This is a genomic window from Streptomyces sp. NPDC047315 (assembly GCF_040643215.1).
Taxonomy (GTDB): Bacteria; Actinomycetota; Actinomycetes; order Streptomycetales; family Streptomycetaceae; genus Streptomyces.
The window spans coordinates 55,737-79,690 of sequence record NZ_JBEYTZ010000025.1 but is presented as its reverse complement, the minus strand read 5'-3'; the positions used below and the strand labels follow the sequence as shown (position 1 = coordinate 79,690).

20 protein-coding genes and 1 pseudogene are annotated in these 23,954 nt (G+C 73.4%); 11 read left to right on the top strand and 10 right to left on the bottom strand.

What is annotated here, in order from left to right; translation table 11 throughout:
- Positions 1-10: 10 nt before the first annotated feature.
- Entirely contained in the window at positions 11-1,453 is a 1,443-nt protein-coding gene (locus ABZ842_RS26780) for an amidase (RefSeq protein ID WP_361541721.1), read from the bottom strand.
- A gap of 148 nt (positions 1,454-1,601) precedes the next feature.
- Here ABZ842_RS26780 and ABZ842_RS26775 point away from each other — a divergent pair.
- Both ABZ842_RS26775 and ABZ842_RS26770 read left to right on the top strand, forming a co-directional pair.
- Positions 1,602-2,228, top strand: a pseudogene (locus ABZ842_RS26775) (TetR/AcrR family transcriptional regulator); the annotation flags it as partial.
- A 133-nt stretch (positions 2,229-2,361) separates the two neighbouring features.
- On the top strand, positions 2,362-3,534 hold the full coding sequence (locus ABZ842_RS26770) for a serine hydrolase domain-containing protein (RefSeq protein ID WP_361541718.1): 1,173 nt from the start codon (positions 2,362-2,364) through the stop codon (positions 3,532-3,534).
- A 28-nt stretch (positions 3,535-3,562) separates the two neighbouring features.
- Here ABZ842_RS26770 and ABZ842_RS26765 read toward each other — a convergent pair whose 3' ends face one another.
- Positions 3,563-4,000, bottom strand: a complete 438-nt coding sequence (locus ABZ842_RS26765; protein WP_361541715.1) for a VOC family protein — start codon at positions 3,998-4,000, stop codon at positions 3,563-3,565.
- A 125-nt stretch (positions 4,001-4,125) separates the two neighbouring features.
- On the opposite strand from ABZ842_RS26765, the gene ABZ842_RS26760 reads away from it, so the two are divergent.
- The 5 genes from ABZ842_RS26760 (at position 4,126) to ABZ842_RS26740 (ending at position 9,592) form a co-directional block, all read left to right on the top strand.
- On the top strand, positions 4,126-4,710 hold the full coding sequence (locus ABZ842_RS26760; RefSeq protein WP_361541712.1) for a TetR/AcrR family transcriptional regulator: 585 nt from the start codon (positions 4,126-4,128) through the stop codon (positions 4,708-4,710).
- A 62-nt stretch (positions 4,711-4,772) separates the two neighbouring features.
- Entirely contained in the window at positions 4,773-5,474 is a 702-nt protein-coding gene (locus tag ABZ842_RS26755; RefSeq protein WP_361541709.1) for a nitroreductase family protein, read from the top strand.
- 134 nt (positions 5,475-5,608) lie between these two features.
- A complete protein-coding gene (locus ABZ842_RS26750) occupies positions 5,609-6,772 on the top strand; it encodes an isoaspartyl peptidase/L-asparaginase (RefSeq protein WP_361541706.1) in 1,164 nt (387 codons plus the stop codon).
- A gap of 194 nt (positions 6,773-6,966) precedes the next feature.
- The gene (locus ABZ842_RS26745; RefSeq protein WP_361541703.1) at positions 6,967-7,848 is read left to right on the top strand and encodes a universal stress protein; all 882 of its coding nucleotides are present in this window, start codon (positions 6,967-6,969) and stop codon (positions 7,846-7,848) included.
- Between the two features lie 301 nt (positions 7,849-8,149).
- Positions 8,150-9,592, top strand: coding sequence for a M6 family metalloprotease domain-containing protein (locus tag ABZ842_RS26740; protein WP_361541700.1), 1,443 nt, complete (start codon positions 8,150-8,152; stop codon positions 9,590-9,592).
- An 87-nt stretch (positions 9,593-9,679) separates the two neighbouring features.
- On the opposite strand, the gene ABZ842_RS26735 is transcribed toward ABZ842_RS26740, so the two are convergent.
- The 4 genes from ABZ842_RS26735 to ABZ842_RS26720 all read right to left on the bottom strand — a co-directional run bounded on the left by ABZ842_RS26735 (position 9,680) and on the right by ABZ842_RS26720 (position 13,250).
- The gene (locus tag ABZ842_RS26735) at positions 9,680-10,546 is read right to left on the bottom strand and encodes an AraC family transcriptional regulator (RefSeq protein WP_361541698.1); all 867 of its coding nucleotides are present in this window, start codon (positions 10,544-10,546) and stop codon (positions 9,680-9,682) included.
- Positions 10,547-10,639: 93 nt separating this feature from the next.
- Positions 10,640-10,993 (bottom strand): hypothetical protein, encoded by a 354-nt coding sequence (locus ABZ842_RS26730; RefSeq protein WP_361541695.1) that lies wholly within the window; start codon positions 10,991-10,993, stop codon positions 10,640-10,642.
- Complete coding sequence (locus ABZ842_RS26725; RefSeq protein ID WP_361541692.1) at positions 10,990-11,676, bottom strand: sigma-70 family RNA polymerase sigma factor; 687 nt, start codon at positions 11,674-11,676, stop codon at positions 10,990-10,992. The genes ABZ842_RS26730 and ABZ842_RS26725 overlap by 4 nt, the downstream gene beginning before the upstream one ends.
- Positions 11,673-13,250, bottom strand: a complete 1,578-nt coding sequence (locus tag ABZ842_RS26720; RefSeq protein ID WP_361541689.1) for a sodium:solute symporter — start codon at positions 13,248-13,250, stop codon at positions 11,673-11,675. Before ABZ842_RS26720 ends, ABZ842_RS26725 begins: the two co-directional genes overlap by 4 nt.
- A gap of 298 nt (positions 13,251-13,548) precedes the next feature.
- Here ABZ842_RS26720 and ABZ842_RS26715 point away from each other — a divergent pair, with 298 nt between their 5' ends.
- The 3 genes from ABZ842_RS26715 (at position 13,549) to ABZ842_RS26705 (ending at position 16,249) form a co-directional block, all read left to right on the top strand.
- Complete coding sequence (locus ABZ842_RS26715; RefSeq protein ID WP_361541900.1) at positions 13,549-13,755, top strand: DUF3311 domain-containing protein; 207 nt, start codon at positions 13,549-13,551, stop codon at positions 13,753-13,755.
- A 143-nt stretch (positions 13,756-13,898) separates the two neighbouring features.
- Positions 13,899-16,022, top strand: a complete 2,124-nt coding sequence (locus ABZ842_RS26710) for a carbon starvation CstA family protein (protein ID WP_361541686.1) — start codon at positions 13,899-13,901, stop codon at positions 16,020-16,022.
- On the top strand, positions 16,019-16,249 hold the full coding sequence (locus tag ABZ842_RS26705) for a YbdD/YjiX family protein (protein WP_361541683.1): 231 nt from the start codon (positions 16,019-16,021) through the stop codon (positions 16,247-16,249). The genes ABZ842_RS26710 and ABZ842_RS26705 overlap by 4 nt, the downstream gene beginning before the upstream one ends.
- Before the next feature lie 19 nt (positions 16,250-16,268).
- Here ABZ842_RS26705 and ABZ842_RS26700 read toward each other — a convergent pair whose 3' ends face one another.
- Genes ABZ842_RS26700 through ABZ842_RS26685 form a run of 4 tightly spaced genes read right to left on the bottom strand, consistent with a single transcriptional unit; the run spans position 16,269 to position 23,188 of the window.
- Positions 16,269-19,109 (bottom strand): TIR-like protein FxsC, encoded by a 2,841-nt coding sequence (locus ABZ842_RS26700; RefSeq protein ID WP_361541680.1) that lies wholly within the window; start codon positions 19,107-19,109, stop codon positions 16,269-16,271.
- Positions 19,102-20,043 carry a MoxR family ATPase gene (locus ABZ842_RS26695; protein WP_361541677.1) on the bottom strand — a complete coding sequence of 314 codons (942 nt, stop codon included), beginning with the start codon at positions 20,041-20,043 and terminating at the stop codon, positions 19,102-19,104. The genes ABZ842_RS26700 and ABZ842_RS26695 overlap by 8 nt, the downstream gene beginning before the upstream one ends.
- Entirely contained in the window at positions 20,040-22,214 is a 2,175-nt protein-coding gene (locus ABZ842_RS26690) for a hypothetical protein (protein WP_361541674.1), read from the bottom strand. The genes ABZ842_RS26695 and ABZ842_RS26690 overlap by 4 nt, the downstream gene beginning before the upstream one ends.
- Positions 22,211-23,188, bottom strand: coding sequence for a hypothetical protein (locus tag ABZ842_RS26685; RefSeq protein WP_361541672.1), 978 nt, complete (start codon positions 23,186-23,188; stop codon positions 22,211-22,213). The genes ABZ842_RS26690 and ABZ842_RS26685 overlap by 4 nt, the downstream gene beginning before the upstream one ends.
- Before the next feature lie 577 nt (positions 23,189-23,765).
- On the opposite strand from ABZ842_RS26685, the gene ABZ842_RS26680 reads away from it, so the two are divergent.
- On the top strand, positions 23,766-23,951 hold the full coding sequence (locus tag ABZ842_RS26680; RefSeq protein ID WP_361541669.1) for a hypothetical protein: 186 nt from the start codon (positions 23,766-23,768) through the stop codon (positions 23,949-23,951).
- Positions 23,952-23,954: the final 3 nt, after the last annotated feature.

The following is a 23,954-nucleotide window of genomic DNA, read 5'->3' as shown; positions in this document are numbered from 1 at the left end:
GTGGGCCGACTCAGGAATCAGGCACGCCCGCCGGGTCCGGCTCGGCCGGGTCCACCGGGGCGAGCACCCCCATGCGGTCCTCGATCGCCTGGGCCGCGGCCAGGCACAGGTCCTCCCGGAAGGCGCGTCCCACGATCTGCACCCCGGTGGGGAGCCCGTCGGCCACCCCCGTCGGCACCGCCACGGCCGGTACGCCCACGAAGCTGGTGACCGTGCACAGGCGCATGCCCGTGGCGACCCGGTCGCGGCCGGCCCGGTCGCGCGACTCCAGGCCCGGCTCGAACGGGGGCTCCGTGAAGACCGGGCCGAGCACCAGGGGGTACGCGTCGAGGAATTCGGCCCAGGAGCGCCGGATGCCCAGCCAGGTGCCCATCAGCGCCACCAGTTCGTCGGCGCTCGCGGGCGGCGTCCGCTCCATCGCGTAGGAGATGTAGCGGTCGCCGCCCGCGCCGAGCAGGGTGCGCACGGCGGGCCACGCCGGGGCGAACTCGGTGACGGTGAGGCGGCCGTAGGCGTCCAGGGCTTCGTCCAGCCGCGGCACGTCCGGTACGTCGCACACCTCGTACCCCGCGTGCCGCAGGGCCTCGGCGGCGCGCTCCACCGCCGCACGGACGGACGGGTGCACGCCGTGACCGCCGGGGTCCGGTACGACCGCGACGCGGACGGGCGCGGGCAGGGGTTCGCCGTAGGCGGGCACGGGCACCGCCCGCGGGTCCCTGGGGTCGGTTCCGGCCAGCACGTCGTACGCGAGCTTCAAGTCCCCGACGCGGCGCGCCAACGGGCCGTCGGTGACGAGCAGTTGCGACGCGGGGCCGACGTCGTCAGGGCTGAGGACGCGCTGGTCGGACGGGAAGCGGCCGGTGGTCGGCTTCAGTGCGGCCACCCCGCAGAACTGGGCGGGGATGCGCACCGATCCCCCGGCGTCGCTGCCGAGCCCGAGCGCGGCCATGCCCGTGGCCACGGCGACGCCGTCGCCCCCGCTGCTGCCGCCTGGGGTGCGCCGGCCGTCCCAGGGGTTGGCGGTGTCGCCGAACAGTTCGCTGCGGGAGTGCACTCCGGCCAGGACCAGGGTGGGCATGTTGCTGTGCCCGATCGGGATGGCGCCGGCCGCGCGCAACCGCGCCACGGGCAGGGCGTCCGCCGCGGCCACCAGGTCGCGAAAGCGCGGGACTCCGAAGGTGGTCGGGACGCCTTCGACCGGCGTCGACTCCTTCACCGTGAACGGGACGCCCGCAAGGGGGCCCGACTCCTCGCCCGCCGCGCGTCGTCGATCGGTCGCCGCCGCCGCTTCGAGTGCCCGTTCGGCGAGGAGTTGGGTGACCGCGTTCATTTGCGGGTTGACCTCGGCGATCCGCGCCAGATGGCTCTCGACGAGGGCGACGGCCGCCACCTCTCCGCGGCGCACCGCCTCCGCCTGCGCGCCGGCGGACAGCTTCCACAGGGCTTCCAGCATGTGCTCGACCTACTCTCACGTTCCGATGCGTTTGCATCGGAACAGTAGACGACGAACCGATGCACCCGCATCGAATAAAGTGCCCGTAGGCACGGCAGGGGTTCGTACGTGCACGTTCGGCCAAGGAAGAGCGCGAGGAGGTGGCGACATGCCACGGCAGGTGGATCACGAGGGCCGACGCCGGCTGATTGCGGAGGCCGTCTGTCGGCTGGCCGACGAACGCGGCTTGGAGGGCGTGACCCTGCGTGATGTCGCGGCCCGTGCCCAGGTGTCGATGGGCGCCGTCCAGCGCTGCTTCAGCACCAAGGACGAGATGCTGGTCTTCACGCTCGAACAGGTCGGCGAGCGGATCGGCGAACGCGTGCGGGCACGGGTGGTGCGCGCCCCCGCGCAGTCGGCGGCGAGCGCGCTCGGTCACGCCGCGACGGAAGTGGCCCTGCTCGACCCGGCCCACCGAGCCGAGGCGCGGGTCTGGCTGGCCTTCGTCGCGCAGGCGGCCGTCAGCCCGGGACTCGCCCGCCCGCTGCGGACGAACTACGCGGCCCTGGAAGAGATGTTCACCCGGCTCATCGCGGAGGGCGGCGCGGACGCCGACAGCAGCGCGGCCGACGACGCCGACCCGGACGTCGACGAGGGCTCGTACGTCGACCCCCGGCGGGAGGCCCGCGCCCTGTTGGCCCTCGCGGACGGCCTCACCGCCCACGTCCTCATCGACCGCCTCACCCTCGACGAGGCGCTCGGCGTGCTCGATGCCCACCTCGGCGCCCTGTGGCAGCGGGCGGCCGGCCCGTCGTCACGGCCGGGCCCGGGGCGGGGCCACGGCGGTCACGGGGGTGGAGCGCGCTCCACCGCAGATGGGGGAGGTAGCCGGCGCGCCCCGGAGCACCGAGCGCCCTAGCGTTGCGGCCATGCCCTCCGTACCGCTCCTGGCGTTCGCCGCCCTCCTCGCCTCCACCGCTCCCGCCGCCGCTGCGCCGCCGCCCCCTCCCGCCTCGGCACACGCGGTGGACCCCCGGCCCGCGCTCCAGCGGGGGCTGGACGAGTTGACCGGGCGTCACGGCCTCGCGGGCGCGGCGGCCGAGGTCACGGGCCGGGGCGGCGAGCGGTGGTCCGCGGCCAGCGGACGGGCCGACCTGGGTACGGGCCGGGCGATGAACGCCACCGACCGGTTCCGCATCGGCAGCATCACCAAGACCTTCACCGCGGCGACCGCCCTCCAGTTGGTCGACGAGGGGCTGTTGTCGCTCGACGCACCGGTGGACCGGTATCTGCCGGGCCTGGTCCGCGGCAACGGATACGACGGCCGCACCATCACCGTACGGCAGTTGCTCCAGCACACCAGCGGACTACCGGACCACAGCACCGCCCTCGCCGACGCCGACGTCACCTGGCTGCGCCGCCACCACTTCACCCCGCGGGAACTGGTGGGGCTGGCGCTGCGCGAACCGCGCCCGGCGTCGCAGTGGCACTACTCGACCACCAACTACGTACTGGTCGGCATGGTCATCGAGCAGGTCACCCGTCGCCCCGTGGAGGCCGAGGTCACCCGCAGGGTCATCGAGCCGCTGGGGCTGCGCGACACGTACTGGCCGGGCTCCTCCCCCACCATCCGGGGCCCGCACTCGCGCAGCTACTTCACGACGCACGACAACGGCGACAACGCCGACGACTGGGACGACGGCGAGCCGGTCCGAGTGGACGGCACGACGTGGAACACCTCCGCGGGCGGCGCCGGCGGTGCGCTGATCTCGACGGCCTCGGACGTCAACGCGTTCTTCGCCGCCCTGCTCGACGGCCGACTGCTGAGCCCCGAGCGGCTGGCCGACATGCGGACGACCGTGCCCGGCGACCCGGCCCGGCTCGGCCCCGAAGGCCGGTACGGCCTCGGCCTGATCACCGGACCGCTGTCGTGCGGCGGCCGGTTCACCGGGCACACCGGGGGCACCCGCGCCGGCCACCACACGATCGGCGCCGTGGCCGCGGACGGCCGGCAGGTGACCGTCGTCGTCAACGAGACCCCGCGCACCGACGCGTCCACCGATGCCCTGCTCGCCGTGATGGACACGGCGCTGTGCCGCTGACGGAACCCCTTCACGCCAGGGCCGGCCTTCAGGAGGGGGCGTGGCCCTCGGCGTACTGCTCGGCGTACGCGTCGGTCGCCGGGACGACGGTGATGACGTCGACCATCACCCCGTCCGGGGCCGCGACGATGAAGTGGCGCTGGCCGAACTCCTCGGTCCGCAGCGGCAGCAGCTCCTTCAGCCGCGCCGCGCCGACGAGGCGCCGGTGCTCCGCGTCCACGTCGTCGACCTCGAAGTTCAGCAGGAGCCCGCCCTGGATCGGGGCGCGGTGGCCCTCCGGGACGCTGGGGTGGGCGGGGTCGAGCAGCGCCAGCTCGTACTGCGGCGCGTCGGGGCGGCGCAGGCTCACGTACCAGTCGGCTTCGAACGTGACCTCGAAGCCGAGGTGGCGGGTGTAGAAGTCGCGCGAGGCGGCGACGTCGCGGGTGCAGATCACCGGGTAGAAGCCACCGAGCGTGCTGGTCATGACGGGTTCCCTTCGTCGTGGCGGGAGGGTGCGGACGTCGGCCCCACCCCGTTTCACATACCCGGAGTATGTGAAGTGTGGAGTTAGCATACCCGGGGTACGCGAAAAGGGAAGGCGGTACGGACATGGCGACGAGCCGGGCCGAGCAGCGGGCGGCGACGCGACGGGCGCTACTGACGGAGGGTCGGCGCCGCTTCGCCGCCGACGGGTATCACGACGTCGTCCTCGCCGAAGTGGCCGCGGCCGTCGGCGTCACCAAGGGCGCCGCCTACCACCACTTCGCGAGCAAGGCGGGCCTCTTCCGGGCCGTGGTCGCCGAGGTCCAGGCCGAGTTGGGCGAGCGGGTCGCCCGGGCCGCCGACGCCCACGCGGACCCCTGGGAGCAGTTGCGGGCCGGCTGTCGCGCCTTCCTCGCGGCCGGCGCCGATCCGGCCGTCCGCCGGATCGTGCTGGTGGACGCGCCCACGGTGCTGGGCTGGGACGAGTGGCGCGCCATGGACGACGACGCGTCGGCCCGGCACCTGGCACAGGCGCTGGAGGGCCTCGTGGCCGCCGGCGTCATCGCGGACCAGCCGGTGGCACCGCTGGCGCGGTTGCTGTCCGGGGCGATGAACGAGGCGGCGATCTGGCTGGCGCGCTCGACCGCCCCGACCGCGCTCACCGACGCCGAACGGGCCTTGGACCGCCTGCTGTCCGGATTGCGGATGTAAGAATCCGCCGAGCGCGACGCGACCCCTGCCGCCGGCGGGCGGAACGCGGCACACTCGCGGGCATGCCCACTACGACCGAGCGTTGGACCCCCACCCACGGCGAGCCCTACCGCCCCGTCCCCTACCGGCCCGAGCGCATGCCCCAGGACGAGTCCCTGGCGCGCGCGGCACAGTTGCGGGCCCGGATGGACGAGCGGCGCACGGTGCGCCAGTTCGCCCCCGACCCCGTACCGCTCCAGGTCGTCCGGGACGCCATCGCCTGCGCCGCGACCGCGCCGTCCGGCGCCCACCAACAGCCCTGGACCTTCGTCATGGTCCGGGACCCCGACATCCGTCGGCGCATCCGCCGGGCGGCGGAGGACGAGGAGCAGATCTCCTACGACGGGCGGCTCGGCGACGAGTGGTTGGCCGCGCTGCGTCCGCTCGGCACCGACGAGGTCAAGCCGCACCTCACGGACGCCCCGGCGCTCGTCGTCGTCTTCCAGCAGCGCTACTGGCTCGGCGACGACGGCAGCAAGCGCAAGCACTACTACGTCGACGAGTCGGTCGGCATCGCCGTCGGCATGCTCCTGAGCGCCCTGCACCTGTCCGGGCTCGCCGCGCTCGTGCACACGCCGAGCCCGATGCGCTTCCTGTCCGAGGTCCTCGGCCGGCCCGCGAACGAGAAGGCGTTCGCGGTGATACCGGTCGGCTATCCCGCGCCGGACTGCCAGGTGCCCGATCTGGTGCGCAAGTCACTGGACCAGGTGATGGTCGAGGTCTGAACCCGCCGGTGGGCCCGGACGGGCCAACCGCACTCTCGATCAAGGCATGGGCATGACAGTACAGTCGGGCGCGTCCACTCAGTCGGTGCGCAGCCACCGAGGCGGTACGCGCACCCCGTGACAAGGAGCGCCCCATGCCCAGCAGTCGCACCCCGGCCTGGTTCCTGCCCTCGCTGCTCGCGGTCACCGTGACCGCCGCCCTCGTCGCCGTACCGCAGGCCGGCGAGCCGGCGCCGTCGTCCTCGACGGTGCCTCTCGCCGCCGAGCAGCCCAAGCCCGCGCAGGGAAAGACGGCGCAGGGCAAGCCCGGCACCAAGCCCCGGCCGGACGCCCGTGACGTCGTGCTCGCCGTGCACGGCGGCGCGGGCGCGGCCCTGGACCGGGAGACGACCACGCCGGCGCGCGAGAAGGCGTACCGCGACGGGCTCGCCCGCGCGCTGCGCGCCGGCCAGCAGGTCCTGGACCGCCGCGGCTCCAGTCTCGACGCGGTCGAGGCGGCGGTGAAGGTGTTGGAGGACGACCCCTTGTTCAACGCGGGCAAGGGCGCGGTGTTCAACGCCGACGCCGCTCACGAGTTGGACGCCTCGATCATGCGCGGCTCGGACCTCGCGGCGGGCGCCGTCGCCGGGGTGCGCAGCCTGCGCAATCCGATCGAGGGCGCCCGGCTGGTGATGGAGAAGTCCCGGCATGTCCTGCTCGCCGGCGAGGGCGCGGACGACTTCGGCCAGCGGCACGGCCTGACGACCGTCACCCAGGACTACTTCTGGACGCAGGCCCGCTGGGACGCGCTGATGCGCGCGAAGGAGACGGCCCGCGGCTCCAAGACGGCAGCCGCGTCGCCGGAGGCCCTGGCCGACGAGCAGTCCAAGGGCACGGTGGGCGCGGTGGCCGTCGACGGCCGCGGCGACCTCGCGGCGGCCACCTCGACGGGCGGCCTCACCAACAAGCTGCCGGGCAGGATCGGCGACTCCCCCGTCGTCGGCGCCGGTACGTACGCGAAGAACGGCACGCTCGCCGCGAGCGCCACCGGCGCGGGCGAGGTCTTCATCCGGGGCGCCGCGACCTCGACGATCTCCAATCTCATGGAGTTCGGACGGCTGCCGCTGGCGTCCGCGGCGTACGAGGTGGTCGTCAAGCGGCTGCCCGCGCTCGGCGGGGACGGCGGGGTGATCGCCCTGGGGCCCGACGGCGACTTCGACGCCCCGCACAGCAGCCCGGGCATGCTGCACGGCTATCTGACCGAGGACGGCACCGTCGTCACCAAGGTCTTCCCCGACGAGTCTCCCGCGAACTCCTGACGTGCCCGCGGCCACCTGACGCGTCCGTGGCCACCTGACGCACGCAGCCACCGGGCGCGCTTCGACGGCCACGGACGGTCATCAGGGCAGTTCGGCCCGGAGGTCATGGCCGTTCGACCCATGGCGGGCCCCGGTCGGCGGGCCGAGACTGGAGGCAGACAGTGCTGCGCGAGCACGAGGATGGGAGTGCTGTGATGAACGGTCCGGTCGTGGTCGGAGTGGACGGCTCGGAATCGAGTCTCACCGCCGTGGAGGTGGCTGCGCACGAGGCGCGGCTACGCGGTGTGGGGCTCCGTGTGGTGCATGCGTTCATCTGGCCGAAGATGCACGTGAACCTCGAACCCTCGCCGTTGGGTCCCCGCGAGGGCGGGTTGCGCAACATCGCCGAGCGCTGGCTGCGGGAGGCCGCGGAACGGGCGCGGGAGAGCGAGCCGGGCATCGAGGTCACCGAGGACCTCGTCACCGGCGAGCCGCTGACCGTGTTGGAGGCCCTGTCGCGCGAGGCGTCGCTCGTGGTCGTCGGCAGCCGCGGCATGGGCGGTTTCGTGGGCCTGCTGGTCGGCTCCACCGCGGTGCACCTGGCCGCCCACGGCCGCTGCCCGGTGCTGGTGGTGCGCGGCGAAGCGGACCGCACCGGTCCGGTGCTGATCGCGGTGGACGGCTCGCCGGAGGCGGACGAGGCGGTCGGGTTCGCCTTCGCGGAAGCCTCCCTGCGCGGCACGGAACTCGTCGCGCTGCACGCGTGGAACACCTGGACCGAGCGCGGCGGCGACGACCCGGGGCACCCCAGCAACCTGGTCGACGGCATCGACCGGCTCCGCGACACGGAGGAGCGGGTGCTGGCCGAGGCCCTGTCGGGCTGGCAGGACAAGTACCCGGACGTCACGGTGCACCGGCGGCTGGTGCACGACCGGGTCCGTCAGGCGCTGATCGAGGCCAGCGAGGACGCCCAGTTGGTGGTCGTGGGCGCACGGGGCCGCGGCGGGTTCGTGGGGCTGCTGCTGGGCTCGGTCAGCCAGGCGCTGCTGCACCACTCGCACTGCCCGGTCGCGGTGGTGCGCGGGGGTCGCCCCTGACGCGACGGGGCCGTGCAGCCGACGGGCCGGGTGCCTGCAGGCCGCGAAGGGCCAAGGGCCGCAAGGTCCGTGACCTGAGGGTCACCGGATGAAGGCGTGGGGCGTGCACCGTGCACCGGTGCACGCCCTTCGCCGTGGAACCGCAGTGAAAGCGCCCCGGGGCCGCCGTCCGTACCCCCGTCGGACCCCACCGGACCCCGTCGGACGCAGACGCTCCGGACGAACGCATCGCGCCCCGAGTGGCGCATTCCCTACGATGCTTGCGGAACCACGGCACCGACGGCCCATCGGGGGGAACACCTTGCCGCACCACATTCACCAGGACCGACCGGACCGAACGAACCGACCCGACCGACTGCGTCGACCGGACGACCGCGCGCGGGCCGCGTGGTCGGACTTCTGCGCCGTCGCCGCCAGCCCGGGGCTGCGTCGGCGCATGCTCGCCGAACAACAGGGCCCCGGCGACCTCGTGCAGACGCTGGCGGCCCAGCCCGCGATCGCACCGGGCACCCGCCCGCCCGGCTTCGACGACGGCACGATCATCCCCGCCGACGACTTCCCGCCCGGCACCCCGCAGTTCACCGTGATGACGGCGGCCGGCACCCGCAAGCCGCTGCGCGGCGAGGTGCGGGTGGCCGTGGTGCTGGCGGACTTCTCCGACAAGCCGATGGCGACCACCGAGCAGCACTTCGAGGAACTGTTCTTCTCCCTGGGCGTGTTGCCGAACGGCAGCGTCCGCGAGTACTTCCGCGAGGTGACGCACGGTCTGGTCGACATCGTCGGCGAGGTCGTCGGCCCACTGCGGCTGCCGCAGCCGCTCGCCTGGTACGCCAACGACAACTCCGGCGTGGGCACGCCGAGCGGCGCCGCGCGCGCTCCGATCATGGCGCGGGAAGCCGCCCTCGCCGCGGACGGGGCCATCGACTTCGGCCCGTACGACAACGACGGCAACGGCTTCGTCGACGCCTTCATCGTGGTGCACGCCGGCACGGGCGGCGAGACCAGCGGCAGCCGGGGCGACCTGTGGTCGCACAAGTGGGTGCTGCCGAAGGCCCACGTCACCGACGGCACGAAGGTGTACGCGTACCTGACGATCCCGGAGGACGCGAAGATCGGCGTGTGCGCGCACGAGTTGGGCCATCTGCTGTTCGGCTTCCCCGACCTGTACGACACCGACGGCTCGTCGGAGGGCGCGGGCGACTGGTGCCTGATGTCCGGCGGCTCGTGGGGCGGCGACGGGGACGTACCCGTCCACCCCTCCGCGTGGTGCAAGGTGCAGCAGGGGTGGGCGCAGGCCACCGTGGTGGCCGCGAACGGCAGCGTCACCTTCGACGACGTCAAGTCCAGCCGCACCGTCCACCGGCTCTGGAAGGCCGGAGCCGGGGCCGGGGCCGGGGGCAGCGAGTACTTCCTGGTGGAGAACCGCCAGCGCAGCGGGTACGACGTGTCCCTGCCCGCCGGCGGGCTGCTGGTGTGGCACATCAACGAGGGCCGCGAGGACAACGCCGACGAGAAGAGCGGCTACAAGGTCGCGCTCCTCCAGGCGGACGCCCTGCGCGACCTGGAGGGCGACCGCAACGGCGGCGACTGCGGCGACCCCTTCCCCGGCAGTTCCGGCAACACCTCGCTCACCGAGGCCACGTCGCCCAGTTCCCTCTCGCACGCCGGTGTCGACAGCGGGGTGCGGCTGAGCGACATCTCGGCGGCCGACGGAAGCGTGACCGCGAGGGTCACCGTCGTCTGAGCCGCCGGCGACCCTCGTCTGGGCCGGGCGCCCTCCTCTGGGCCGGGCGCGGCCGACGGTCGCGCGGGCGCGGGCCGCGCGACCGGCTCAGACGCCGTCGGCCTCGACCGGAATCCACAACTCCGCCACTGCCCGCCGTCCGTCGTCGAACAGTTCGACCCGCAGCATCTCCGGGCCGGGCCGGGTGCGGTACGGGTTGGCGGGGAACCACTGCGTGAAGACGTCCCGCCACAGGTACTGGAGCGCCTCGGGGAAGGTCCCCGCGTACGCGAACACGGCCCAGGTCCCGGCGGGGACGGCGAGCCGGTCCAGGTCGTCGGGCGGCCGGAGCGAGGTCACCACCCCGTGGTAGTAGGTGAACTCGGTGCCCTCGGCCCGGCTGGGGTCGAGGTCGTCCGTCACCCCGACCACGCCCGCCGGCTCCTGGTCGCCCAGCTCCGCGATGCGCTCGATGACGCCGCGGTCGATTCCCCGTACGAACTCCTCCAGGGCCGGATTCGCGCCCACGTGGACCATGGGGGCCCGGGTCCTCTTCCCGACGACGTGGAAGGCGCCCTTGTCGACGACGCGGTACCGCATGGTGCTGCTCCCTTCGACGGTGAGGCGGAAGGAGAGCCGTGACTGGGAGCGCAGGACGGCGCCGGTGCGCCGGGCCTCGCCCGGTCCCACCCCGTGGAAGGCCCTGAACGCCCGGGCGAAGCTCTCGCCCGAGCCGTATCCGTGGGCCGTCGCGATGTCCAACAGCGTTCGGCGTCCGGTGACCACCTCGGCGCCCGCGACCGTGAGCCGGCGGCGTCGTACGTACTCCGACAGCGGCATCCCGGCCAGGGCGGAGAACAGCCGTCGGAAGTGGTACTCCGAGGTCATCGCGACGGCCGCCAACTCGGCCGCGTCCACCGTCCCGTCCAACCGCTCCTCGATGCGCTCCATGGCTTCGTTCAGCCGGTCCAGCACCCCGGCCCCCTTCCTCGTCGATCGCCACCGTAGGAAGGGTTCACTCTGCCGCACCCGACGTCCCGTGCCCGATCCGGTGGGGTCGAGGGCGCTTCAGCCGCCGGGGGGCGCGGAGGGGGCGGGCATCCGCTCGCCGTCGAAGACGCCCGGGGAGGTGGCGGGCGCGGAGTTGAGCACCCACAGGCCCACGAGGGTCGCCAGGGTGAAGACCACGGCTACCAGGGCACCCAGGACGAGCCGTCGGCGGCGCTCGCGGCGGTGCCACTGCCCGCGCGCGGTGCGGTACGCGTCGGGTGCGGGGTGGACGTGGCCCGCCAGGGCGGCCATCGCCTCGCGCAGCCGCTCCTCGGTCTGCACCGGTGCGGGCACCGGACCGGTGGTCTCGGCGGCCCCCGCAGCCCCTATCGCACCTGTGGCCCGTGCGTCCCCTGTGTCAGGGGGATTCATCGGCGGCCCTCCATCATCTGGGTCAGGGCGGCGAGACCGCGCGCGGTGTGGGTCTTGACGCTGCCGGCGGAGATCCCCATGGCCTTGGCTATCTCGCCCTCCTTCAACCCCATCCAGTGTCGCAGCACGAGCGCTTCGCGCTGACGGGCGGGCAGTCGTTGGAGGGCGTGGATGAGGGCCTGCTGGTCGTCGTGGAGCAGCGCCGTGTACTCGGCGGACGCGGCGGGCTCCACGGAGGGCGCCTCGGCGTGCTTGCGGACGATCTGGAGGTGACGTATCCGCATCCGGGTGAGGTTGCAGACCACCGAGCGCAAGTACGCCTCGGCGCGGTCGACGTCCCGCAGCTTGCGCCACTTGCGGTAGATCTCGTAGTACGCCTCGGCGACGATGTTCTCCGGGTCGTCCGCGCCCAGCAGCGCGGCGAGGCGCAGCATCGAGGTGTAGTGGGCCTCGAAGAGTCGGGCGAGGGCGGCCTCGCGCTCGCCGTCCGCGCCTTCCACGACGTTCTCGGCGACGTTCTCGACACCGCTCTCACCCGCGTCTTCGACGACGCTCCCGACCGCGTCGGGGGCGCCGGGTGCGGCGCGTACGGCGCCGCCGGCGGGCTGGTCCGCGTCGGGGGCGGTGCGGTGGTGGCGGACCGTCACGACCGGGGAGCGCAGGGCGCGCGTGCTGCGTCTCATGGCGTACTCGTTCCGGTCTCGGGTCGGGGGCCTGCTCCGGGGCGGTGGTGCGGTGCGCCGGCGCCGCGGCCCCGCGGCGCGCCCCTGCGGCGCAGCAGGGCCGTGCCCGCTGCGGCGACGACGAGGTTGAGCAGCAGCGCCACGAGTCCCGCGTACACCTCCGGGCCCTGGCCGCCCGCCCCGACGGGCACGAAGGACACCACGGGCGAGAAGCCCTCCCTGACGACCACGACCGTACCGAACGCCATGCCCGCGGCCCATCCCCCGAGCAGGGCGCGCGGGTGCAGCAGCCGGGTGTAGAGGCCGACGACCACGGCGGGCAGGATCTGCAGGATCCAGACGCCGCCGAGGAGTTGGAGGTTCACCGCCGCCTGGTCGCGCAGCCCGAAGACGAAGGCGACCGCGCCCAGCTTCGCCGTGAGCGAGACGACCTTGGCGATGCGGACCTGTCGTTTGGGCGTCGCCGTGGGGTGCACGTACTCCACGTACACGTTGCGGACGAAGGAGGTGGCCGCCGCCACCGACATCACCGCGGCCGGCACCAGGGCGCCCACCGTGATCGCCCCGAAGACCAGCCCCGCCAGCGGGGCGCTCATCAGTCGGTCGACCAGCAGCGGCACCGCGGACTCGACGCCCTGGGGCGCGGTCCGGATCCCCACGGCGATCGCGGCGATGCCCAGCAACCCGAAGAGCGCGAGCACGGCCGTCCAGGCGGGCAGCCCCACGCACGCCTTGCGCAGCGCGGCGGGCCCCGACGCGGCGAAGGCGACCGTGAGCACGTGCGGGTACATCAGCAGGGCGAGCGCCGAGCCGACGGCCAGCGAGGCGAAGGCCGGTTGCTGGTCCGCTTCGAGGACCAGGGGGTGGCTGGCCGGGTGGTCGTGGGCGGCGAGCCTGGCCGCCGCCGCGTCGAAGACCCCGCCGGGGCCGCCGAAGACGTCCAGCACCAGCCAGACGAGGGCGAACACGGAGGCGAAGACGGCGACGCCCTTGAAGGCGGAGATCACGGCCGGGGCGCGCAGTCCGTGCCGGTAGGTGGCGATCGCCAGGCCGGCGAAGAGGGCGACCATCGCGAGGTCGGCGACGAGCGGCGAGGCGTCGGTGATGCCGACCGCCTCCAGGACGGCGCGGATGCCGAGGAGTTGCAGCGCGAGGTACGGCATGGTGGCGAGGATGCCGGTGAGGGCGACGGCGAGCGCCAGGCCCGGGGAGTCGTACCGCTCCCGGACGTAGTCGGCGACGGTTATGTGGCCCCCCGCTCTGATCGCCGACCACAGTCGGGGCAGCAGGACGAACGCCATCGGGCAGACGATCACCGTGTAGGGCACGGCGAAGAAGGCGAGCGCGCCGTTGCCGTAGGCGAGGCCGGGGACGGCGGTGAAGGTGTACGCGGTGAAGACCGTCCCGCCGAGCAGCAGCCAGATCCAGCCCGCGCCCAGGCTCCGGTCGGCGAGCGCCCAGCCCTCCAGCGACGGCAGCCTGTCGGTGCTGCGAAAGCGCCGGGCGGACGCCGCCAGCAGGGACGCGGCGCCGATGACGGCGAGGAACGCCGTGGCTACGGCCCCATCGGGCATCGGTCACCATCCGCGGTGCGGGTCTTCGGCGGTGCCGGTCGGCACGCGCGGTCCGTCATCGGTCGGCCCTCGGCGCCCGGTGCGCCGACGGTCCGTCCCGCGCCCTGACGACCTGAGGAAATCCACCGGACGTCCCGTGTCAACCAAACCGCGACGACCGGCAACTCTTCCACAGACCGGCGACAACACCGAGTGTTCGCCGGGAGGTCGGGGGGCGATCACCCGGCCGGGAACGGACATGTGCGGAGGATCTGTGACAGCGAACGTGCGGGGTCCGGGGCGGGACGGTCCGACGGCCGTGTCGCGCGCCCGTCGGGTGACGGCCGGGGCACTCCTCCTCGCGCCGCTCGTCGCGCTGTTGTGGGTGCCCGGGTACGCGACGGAGCGCCCGCGCCTTGCGGGAGTGCCGTTCTTCTACTGGTACCAGTTGGCCTGGGTGCCCGGTTGCAGCCTGGCCCTGTTCGTCGCCTATCGGCTGACCCGTCCGCGCCGCCCGGAGTCCTGACGGCGCCGCGCCGTTCGGCTCCGGGCCGTCCCCGCGCGGGCACGGCCGTCGTGAGTCCCCCGTCCGCACCTCGACACCCCCCACACCACCACACGACAACACCATTCGACCGTCGAAACCGCCCGACCGCTCAAGGAGCCTGTGTGTCCCGGTCCCCCGTATCCGCATTGCGGGCCAATCCCAAGAAGTTCCTGCTGTGGAGCGCCGTCGCGATCGTCGGCGCGATCTGTTGGGGGGTGTTGGCGCTCGCCCGCGGGGAGGAGATCTCCGCCGTCTGGCTGGTCGCCGCCGCCCTCGGTTCGTACGCCATCGCCTACCGCTTCTACGCGCGCTTCATCGTGACCCGGGTGCTCAAGCCCGACGACACCCGGGCCACCCCGGCCGAGCGGCTGGAGGACGGGGTCGACTACCAGCCGACGGACCGTCGAGTGCTGCTCGGTCACCACTTCGCCGCGATCGCCGGCGCCGGCCCGCTGGTGGGCCCGGTGTTGGCGATGCAGATGGGCTATCTGCCCGGCACGCTCTGGATCGTCTTCGGCGTGATCTTCGCCGGCGCGGTGCAGGACATGGTGGTGCTGTTCCTGTCCATGCGGCGCAACGGCAAGAGCCTCGGCCAGATGGCCCGTGAGGAGATCGGCAGGGTCGGCGGGACCGCGGCCCTGATCGCCGTCTTCGCCATCATGATCATTTTGCTGGCGGTGCTGGCGCTGGTCGTGGTGAACGCCCTCGCCGAGTCGCCCTGGGGCACCTTCTCCGTGGCGATGACCATCCCCATCGCCCTCTTCATGGGCTTCTACCTGCACGTCCTGCGGCCCGGCCGGGTGCTTGAGACCAGCCTCATCGGTGTCGCGCTGCTGCTGCTCGCGATCGTCGGCGGCGGCTGGATCCAGGAGTCCTCGCTGGCCGACACCTTCACGCTGAGCCCGAAGACCCTGGTGTTCTGTCTGGTCGCGTACGGCTTCATCGCCTCGGTGCTGCCGGTGTGGATGCTGCTCGCGCCCCGCGACTACCTCTCCACCTTCATGAAGATCGGCACCATCGCGCTGCTCGCGCTCGGCGTGGTCTTCGCCACGCCCGTGCTCAAGGCCGACGCCGTCACCTCCTTCGCCTCCAGCGGCGCGGGCCCGGTGTTCGCCGGGTCGCTCTTCCCGTTCCTCTTCATCACCATCGCCTGCGGCGCCCTCTCCGGCTTCCACTCCCTCGTCTCCTCCGGGACCACCCCGAAGCTGATCGAGAAGGAGTCCCAGGTGCGGATGATCGGCTACGGGGCGATGCTGATGGAGTCGTTCGTCGCCGTGATGGCCCTGATCGCCGCCGCGGTGCTCGACCCCGGCCTGTACTACGCGATGAACGCCCCGGCCGGCGTCCTCGGCAACACGGTCGAATCGGCGTCGGCGGCCGTGGCCAACCTCGGGTTCACCATCTCCCCGGAGGACCTGGCCGCGGCGGCGAAGGACGTCGAGGAGAGCACGCTCGTCGCCCGCACCGGAGGGGCGCCGACCCTCGCCGTCGGCATGTCGCAGATCTTCTCCGACGTCATCGGCGGCCAGGGCATGAAGGCGTTCTGGTACCACTTCGCCATCATGTTCGAGGCGCTGTTCATCCTGACGACCGTGGACGCCGGCACCCGGGTGGGACGATTCATGCTGCAGGACATGCTGGGCAACGTGTGGAAGCCGATGGGCCGGGTGCAGTGGAAGCCGGGCATCTGGCTGGCCAGCGCCCTGGTCGTGGCCGGCTGGGGGTACTTCCTGTACGCGGGGGCGACCGACCCGCTCGGCGGGATCAACCAGCTCTTCCCGCTCTTCGGCATCGCCAACCAACTGCTCGCCGCCGTGGCGCTGACCGTGGCCACCACCTTGCTGATCAAGTCCGGGCGGCTGCGCTGGGCGTGGGTCACCGGCGTCCCGCTGGCCTTCACGGTCGCGGTCACCTTCACCGCGAGCTGGCAGAAGGTCTTCTCCGACGACCCCCGGGTGGGCTTCTTCGCCCAGCGGGAACGGTTCGCCGACGCCATCGACGCGGGGAAGGTGCTGGCGCCCGCGAAGAACATGGACGACATGGACACCATCGTCCTCAACTCCACCGTGGACGGCGTGCTGATCGTGCTCTTCGTGCTCCTCGTCGCCACGGTGATCGTCAATGCCGCCGTGGTGTGCGTACGGGCGGTGCGCTCGCCCACCCCGCCGCCGACGAGCGAGACCCCGTACGTCGCCTCGCGGATCGGCACCACGAAGGAGCGGGAGTTGGTCGAGGTGCGCGAGTGACGGGCTCGGCCGCGACGTCCCGGGCCGCCACGGCGGTGCGGGCCCTCGCGCGCGGCGCGCGCACGGTGCTGTGGTACCTGCGCGAGGTCAGCGGCGAGACGGCGTACGAGCGGCACTGCGTGCACCACCGCCGGAACCATCCGCACCTGCCGCCGCCGACCCGGCGCGAGTTCCAGCGCCAGCGGGCGCGGAAGTTGGAGCAGGAACCGCAGTCCCGCTGCTGCTGACGCCGCTGCCCGAGGGGCGCTACTCCGAGCGCCCCTCGGGCTCGCCTTCGAGGCTGCGCCGGATCGCGTACTCGGAACTCGGGCCGCGCAACCGGGGCCGTTCACGGGGTTCGGCGCCGAGGGATGCCGGGTCTGGAAAGAGCTCCCTGTGCCTCAAGTACTCCTGTGCGGAGACTTCGACGACCTGGGGCAGGACCTGCCCGAACGCCTCCATGCTCGGCACCCCGTGCGCGGCTGCCCTGGTGGCCGCCCGACCGGGACTCATCAGATGCGGCAAGGTGCGCTCCAGCCGCTGGGCCAACTCCGCCTCGGAGAGCCGGTTCTGGGGGTCGTCGCGGTTCCACGGGACCACGACCGTCACCCAGGGTCGGGCGTCGAACTCGGCGAGCCGGGCGCAGCGCGCGTCGTCGACGAGGGCCCAGCGGTCGATGATCAGCACCTCGGGCTGGTTCGGTACGAAGCCGTGCCGGGGCAGGTGGTCGAACGAGGACAGGGTGGCCTGGTAGTCCAGGGAGCGCACCAGGTCCTGGGCGACGTAGGCCAAGGGCCGCGCGGAGTCCGGAAGGTACGGGTTCCAGTCCTGGGACTGCCTTCCGTAGTAGTCCGGGTTGCGGCCCTGGGGTAGGTCGTGGCGGGTGGGTGCGGCGACGATCAGGTGCATGGGGCGCGGGCCGCTGCTGGCCTTTCGGAAGGCGCTGGGCGCGTGCCGGTAGTCGACCGGGGAGCCGGGGCCGATCCTGGTGGCGTCCGCGACGGTGACGATCCGCTTCGCCAGTTCGTACACCGCGGTCTCGTATTCCTCCTCGAAGACGCGGAGTTTGATCAGGCCGTACAGTCCGTCGGTGACGTAGCGGTCGCCGAAGGCCCGGTGGTTGAACTGGAGTCTTTCGGCAGGTCCCGGCAGTTGCTCCGGAGGCATCGGCACCCAGAGCGCCGGGACGATCGCCTCGGCGGGGCGGTCGTTCCTCGCCTGGTGGTAGATCGCCCGTTGAGCGAAGGCGTACCACTCCTTTCCGCACATTTCGCTCGCGAAGTACCGGGGCGAGAACAGCGGGACGAAGACGCGGCAGTCCGCCAGCACCTCGCCCAACCGCTCGGACCAGCCCTCGCCCGAGCGGATCTCCCGGTCCATGAACCCGGCCGGGACACCGGCCGGCAGATCCGTCATGGCCATCACGTGACCGCACAGGTCACGGAAGAACCGCTCCACCCACATGTCCGGATCGGGCCCCCCCGCCCCGTACCGCGGCGTGTGCGCGTAACTCAAGAAGAAGTACGGCCGATGATCCGCCGTACGTTGAGCTAGGTTGGGCGGTACGAACGACTGAGGCGGGGGCTGCCGCGTCGGCGTCTCGACGGGCTCCGCCGTCAGGAACGCGAAGGGCGCGGAGTCCGCGGCGATGTCGTGTTCTCCGGCCGGGTCCGGCACCAGTGCGCGGAACTCCGCGCCGGCGACGGGGTGGGTGGCGATGTAGCGGCTGACCGCCTCCCGGGTGCGGTGCTCGTCCCGTACGCCGAGGCCGCGCGCCAGCCGTTCCCGCACGCCGGGCCGGAACGCCAGCACGGGGCCCGGGCCGTCGCCGGAGCCGTCGACGAGCGACACCAGGCCACCGGTGAGGACTTCGGCGACGTCCGCGGTCGTGGCCTGCGGCACCAGTTCCTGTCGCACCAGGTGCAGCAGGGCGGGGCTGAGCCGCGCGAAGGAGGAGCAGAGCACGGCGAGGGACAGCGCGGGGTCGGAGGCGCGGTGGACGAAGGACTCCACGGCGCGCACGCCGTCGACGGGCGGCACGGGCGGGCGGGGGAAGACGCCCGGCGCGGGCACGAGGACCGCCTGACAGCCCGTCGGGTCGCCCCGCATCACCGTGCGCGCCCAGCGCTGGATGACGCGCGGGGAGAGTCCGACGACCGGCACGGGCAGCCAGTCGTCGGGCGCGGGGGGCCGATCGCCGTGCGGCAGGGCGTCCAGCACCGCGGGGCGGGCGAAGCGCAGCCGGCCGCTGCGGGCCCCGGGCGCCGCCGGCGCGGTGACGCGCACGGCGGGCAGGTCGAGGCCGCTGCGCCGCCACTTCTCCTGCGGCAGGGGGTTGACCAGGAGGGTGGGCACCGCGCTCGCCCACTGGTGGACCTGGTCCCACAAGTACTGCTCCCCCGCCCTGCCGGGCACGCAGTCGGAGACGACGAGCACCAGGCCGCGGGCGCCCGAGGAACGGATGGGCAGCCGGGCTCCGGGGGCGAGCGGCCCGTCCCCGCTGGTGTCGAACTCCGCCACCCGCATGGTGCGGAAGACCCCGGAGCTGGCCAGCACCCGCAACAGCTCGCTGACGGTGTCGTCCCACGCCCGCATGGTGGGCGAGCGGTCGACCACGGCGGTCAGGTCGAACCACCGCTCCGGAGCGGGCGCGAAGGCGGGGACCAGTTCGCCGCCGCGGGCGTAGTCGGCGACGGTGGCGTCGACGTCGAGCCGCGTCGTGCGGCCGGTGGGCCAAGGGCGGGCCAGCGGCCTGAGGGCGGTGGCGATCTGGCGCGCCCTGGGCAGCGCGGAGGCCCGCGGGACGACGACCTCCCGTGCCGCGCCGACGGACTCGGCTTCCCCATCGCCGTCGACCGCGGGCGTGTGGACGGAGAGTTCCGGGCGCTCGGGGACAACCGGCGCATCGCGCCGCCGTTCCCGCTCGTCCGTCCGCGGCACGTGGCCGTCGGCGTCCGCGTCCACGGCCCCGACGGGCCGTCCGCTACGCGTCGCCAGCCACAGCAGGTCGGCGATCGCGACGCCGTCGAGGTCGTGGCCGAGGCCGGTGAGCGCCTCGACGACCCGGCCGAGGGCGTCGTGGACCGTGGGCCGGCCCGGCTCAGGCACTCGAAAGGTCCTTCAGCAACAGCTCCACGACGCGCAGTTGCTCGTCCGGGCTGCGCGCCGTGCCGTGCAGCAGGTGCAGCGCGTTCAGGAGCTGGTCGACGGCGACGCTGCCGCCGGAGGCGACGCGTCGCACGAACTCGTCGACCACGGCCGCGGCCGGCCCCTCGTCGCCGACGTCGAGGTCGAGGTGGGCCCGGACCACCCGGCGCACCAGCTCCGCGTCCGGCTTCGGCATGGTGAAGCGCACGCAGCGGCGCAGCAGGGGCGCGGGCATGTCCTGCTCGCCGTTGCTGGTCATCACGATGAACGGGAACTCGGTGCACTGGACGCGCCCGTCGCGCACCAGCCGGCGCTCCGCGCTGTCCCACATCCGCACCAGCGCCTCGTCCTGACCCTCCCGCAACAGTTCGGGGATGTGGAACTCGCCGCGTTCCAGGACGTCGAGGAGGTCTCCGGGCAGATCGAGGTCCGCCTTGTCGATCTCGTCGATCAGCAAGGCGCGCGGACGCGAGGCGGGCAGCAGCGCGGTGCCGAGCTGCCCGAGGGTGAGGAAGTCCTCGATCGCGTCGGACCCGGCGTCCTGACCGGGCCTGGCCCCGGCCTGTTGGAGTCGGTGGGCGTGGATGCGGCCGAGGGCGTCGTAGCGGTAGAGGGCGTCGCCGAGGGTGCTGCGGGAGGTGATGTGCCAACGCAGCACGGGGCCGAGGTCGAGTTCGGTGGCGACCTGTTCGACGACCGTGGACTTTCCCGTGCCGGGGCCGCCGGTGATCAGCAGCGGACGGCGCAGGGCGAGGGCGGCGTTCACCGCCTCGGTCAGGCCCTCGGGCGGTTGGAAGACGGTGGCCCCGGTGGTGCGGGGGAAGGTGCGCCAGGGCGGGGGCGCCGGCAGCCGGGTGCCGGGCCTGGCCACGCCGTCTCCGCGGTAGTACGTCATCGGGCGCTCTCCTCGTCCGTGGTCCGGGCCGTGGGCGCGGACCGGTGGTTCGAAGCCGTGGGCACGGACCGGTGGTTCGAAGCCGTGGGCACGGACCGGTAGTTCCAACAGAAGCGGAGCCATTCCTCGTCGTCCCAGACGGCGCGCAGATCGGCGAGGGCGTCGAGGTCGGCGAAGGTCGCGGCGCAGCCGGGGTCGGACCCGTCGACGACGGCCCGGGCGCTCGACTCGTCCCAGCGCCCCCGGTAGGCCCGGTCGAGGGCGCCGGGCATGGCCCACCAGCCGGCGTCCAGACAGGCGTGCCGCTCCTTGGGGAAGCCGGCCGGCACTCCCGGCCAGAGCAGGACCGGGGTGTAGGCGAGCAGCGTCTCCAGGAGTGCGGAGTCGCTCCCGGGGTGGTGGACCAGTCCGATGCCGCGGGCGTAGCGGCCGTTGCGCAGCCGGCCGCGCAGCCCCTGGCGGTCGTGGACGTCGTCGTGGGCGAGCCAGTCGACGGGGGCTCCGGTGTCGCAGCGGGAGATGGTCTCCCACCGTTCGGTGAAGGTGCCCTCGATGCTGCGCAGCACGGCGTCGGGGGTGAGCCGGTCGCTCCAGTGCAGGCGCACGTCGAAACGCACCCCGATGCGCAGGCCGATGCCGGCCGCCTCGGGTCGCCAGTCCAGCAGCAGGGAGCCGGGGGCGGCGACGTCGAGCCGTTTCAGGGGGAGGGCGTACTGCCGTGCGAGGTCCTGGGCCCACAGCGCTGCCGCTTCCAGTGCGGCTTCGGCCCCGTCGCGGTCGGCGCCGTCGCTCGGGAACTGTGCTTGCGCGACGGTCGAGCCGTCGCGCAGCAGCCAGGCGTCGAGGACTTCCGGCCAGTCGCCGACGAGGGAGGAGTGCAGGCTGACGACGAGGCTGAGGCGGTGTCGGCAGACCAGGTCGCGCACGTGGTCGACGGCGTCGTTGAGCACGGTCGGCGCGATGCGCACCTCGCGGGCCCAGGTGCGCAGTTCGGCGCTGGCGAGGTCCTTGCCGCAGGCGTGGGCGAGGAGGGCGACGTAGCGGGTGAGGTCGCGGGTGCCGTCGGGCTGGGCGGTGGGGTGGTTGAAGGTCAGTTCGTCGACGGTCGCGACGTCGGTCACGGCTCCGGCGCCGGCGAGAAGGGGTTGGGGTCGGCGTTCGTCGGCGAAGAGGGTGCGCAGTGCGTAGCGCAGGGTCGAGGTGGTGACGTCGGCGCCGAGCCAGTCGCGGATGAACGTCACGGTGCGTACGGCCGTCTCCAACCGGTCGAGGGCGCTTTCGGCCTGTTGTCCGGTCACGGAGGGCGGGCGGGTGCCCAGTTCGGCGCGGCAGGCGTGGACGAACGGAAGGTCGGTGCCGGTCACGGGGATCGGCGGGGTCAGTGCGCCGAGGGCTTCGGCGAGCACGTCGTGGGCGTGTCGGCCCGCGAGGCCGGCGGGTCCGGCGTCGTCGTGCCGGACGTTGCGGGCGAGCCACAGGGGATCGCTGGGGGTGCCGTCGTAGTCGAAGCCGGTGACGCTCTGGCCGATGACGGTGGCGCCGAGTTGGTCGCGCAACCGCCGGGGGGTGAGCAGCCGCCCGGCGCCCGGTATGCCGGTGCGCAGAGCGTCGGCGAGGGCCCGGGAGAAGGCGAGGTCGACGGCGGCTTCGGTGAGGGAGGCGCCCATGAGCAGGCTGATCCGGCTGTGGCCGTGGCGGGTGCCGGCGGTGAGGTCCGCAGCGGTGGGCAGGGCGCCGGCGGCGTGGCAGGTGTCGACGATGCCGAGGACGCCGGGGATGCCGGGGTGGTCGAGGGCGTCGGTGAGCAGTTCGGGGACGTTCACCGAGCACAGGCGGATGTCTTCGACGGAGTCCGCGCCCATCAGGCGCAGGCCGGTGGCGCTGCCGGGCACGAAGCCGTGGCCGAGCAGCGCCAGCACCAGGACCGCGCCGCGGCGTGCCGCGTGGGCGGTGGCCTCCTGGACGGCTGCGGTCACGGCGGCGCTGGTCAGTTCGGTGCCGTGGACGAGGCCGCTGCCCGACGGCAGTCCGGGGGCGCAGCCGCCGACGGCGGGGTCCGTGAGCGCTTCGTACAGGGCCGTGGCGGCGCCGGCCAGCCGGGCCAGCGGCGGCATGGAGGTGCAGTGCGGGGCGACGACGAGGGCGTGGCGGGCGGGTGCGGGCCTCTTCATGCGCCCGCCAGGTCCTGGAGGGCTTCGGCGACGGGGCCCGCGACGTCCGGGTGGGCGAGGTAGGTCTCGGCGGCGTGCACCCAGAAGCCGTCGGAGTCGACGCGGCGGGTGCGCGGCAGGACGCCCGTCGGGCTCGCCAGGAGGTCGTCCTCCAGGAACGGGCGGGCGGCGATGACGTCGTCGCGGTCCCAGTGGTTGTGCCACCGTGCGACGCAGGCGGGCACGGAGGGCGGTTGGGGCACCAGCCGGGGGCGGACGACGGTGCGCAGGGCGATCGGTGAGCCGAGGGTGACCAGGAGCGGGATGGGCGAGGGGGTTTCGTGCAGGGTCTCCAGCGCCACGACCGTGCCGAGCGAGTGGGCGACGACGACCGCGGGCCGTCCGTCGACGGCCTGCGCGATCCGGGCCCGGATCCGCTGGTCGAGGCTTCGCCCCGCAAGGTCCCGCTCGCCGCGGGCCAGATAGCGGGCCACTTGCGCCAGGTGGTGGGCCATCAGCTTCGGGGTGATCCAGCCGGCGGCTGCGGACCAGGGCCGCAAGGACAGCACGGTGGTCGCCACGTTGACCGCCCGGCGCACCACGTCCAGGGCGCCCTGGCTCTGCTCGTGTGCGTCTGCCGCGGCACGGGCGCGGGCCAGCAGCAGCCGCATCCGTTCGTCCGACTCGCCCGGGGCGGAACCGTCGGCATCGGCGGCAGCGCGCTGCTCCACCCAGGCGACCACCAACTGCGCCAGCAGCTCGCTCTCTTCGGTCGCCGCGGTCGGTGCGTGCGCGGTGCCCTGGGCCTGCTCGGTGCGGAAGAGGTCGGCGTAGTGGGCGAAGACGCAGTCGACCCGGTCGAGCAGGGCGTCGGCCAACCGCGTGTGCCCGGCGTCGGCCATCCCCTTGGCGAGCGCGGCGCACCAGCCCGCCCGGTCGCGGGCCGGGTCGCGGGGTCCACCGATCCCGTGGACGAACACCAGCCGTGGGACCATCGCCGCCTCCCCGTGCTCCCCTGCCTGCGATGCCGTGCAGCGTAGCAACGGGCGATCAACGTCGGTACGCGTTCGTCGGCTTCCCGCCCCACCGTCGCATTCCGGCCGACCGTAGACGGCGCACAATGGCTGGATACACGCCCCCTTTGAAGGGGCTTGTGCACCTGTGCGAGCATGTACGACGCATTGGGTCCGCCCTGCCGAGAACTGCGGCGACGGACCGGACGCACAGTGACACAGTGACGTCGACAGCGCTCGTGGACGTCCGGACCGCTTCGTACCGACGAGTCCGGCGCCGAGCCCGACCGGGAGGGAGGCGGACATGGACGGCAGTAGTCCGGGCCACGATCGGCCCCGCTCCGGTTCGCGCACGGCCCCCTTCCGGGTCCCCCGCTGAGCGTCGCCCCACGTGCCGGCGGCTGCTGAGCCGCCGCCCCGCAGACGGCGCGCCGTGCGCCGCTCCCCGTCTTCTTCGCGCCGCCCCGGCCCACTGACCGGGGGGCGTCACCACCGTAGTCCCGTGGCGTGCCCGGCCGGGCAGCCCGGGTCCGCCCGTCCACCACCGTGGGGGTTTGTGATGGTCACGCTGAACTCGTCCGCCTCGAACCGCTCCAAGCGTCCGAACCTCGAACGTCAGGCGCTCGCCTTCACCATCGGCCTGTACCTGTTCATCTGCGCCGCGCTGCTGATCGTGCACTACGGCGCGCCCGAACCGCCGCCGAGCCGGTCCGACTCCTCGTCCACCTCGCCGTACAACCCGTGACGG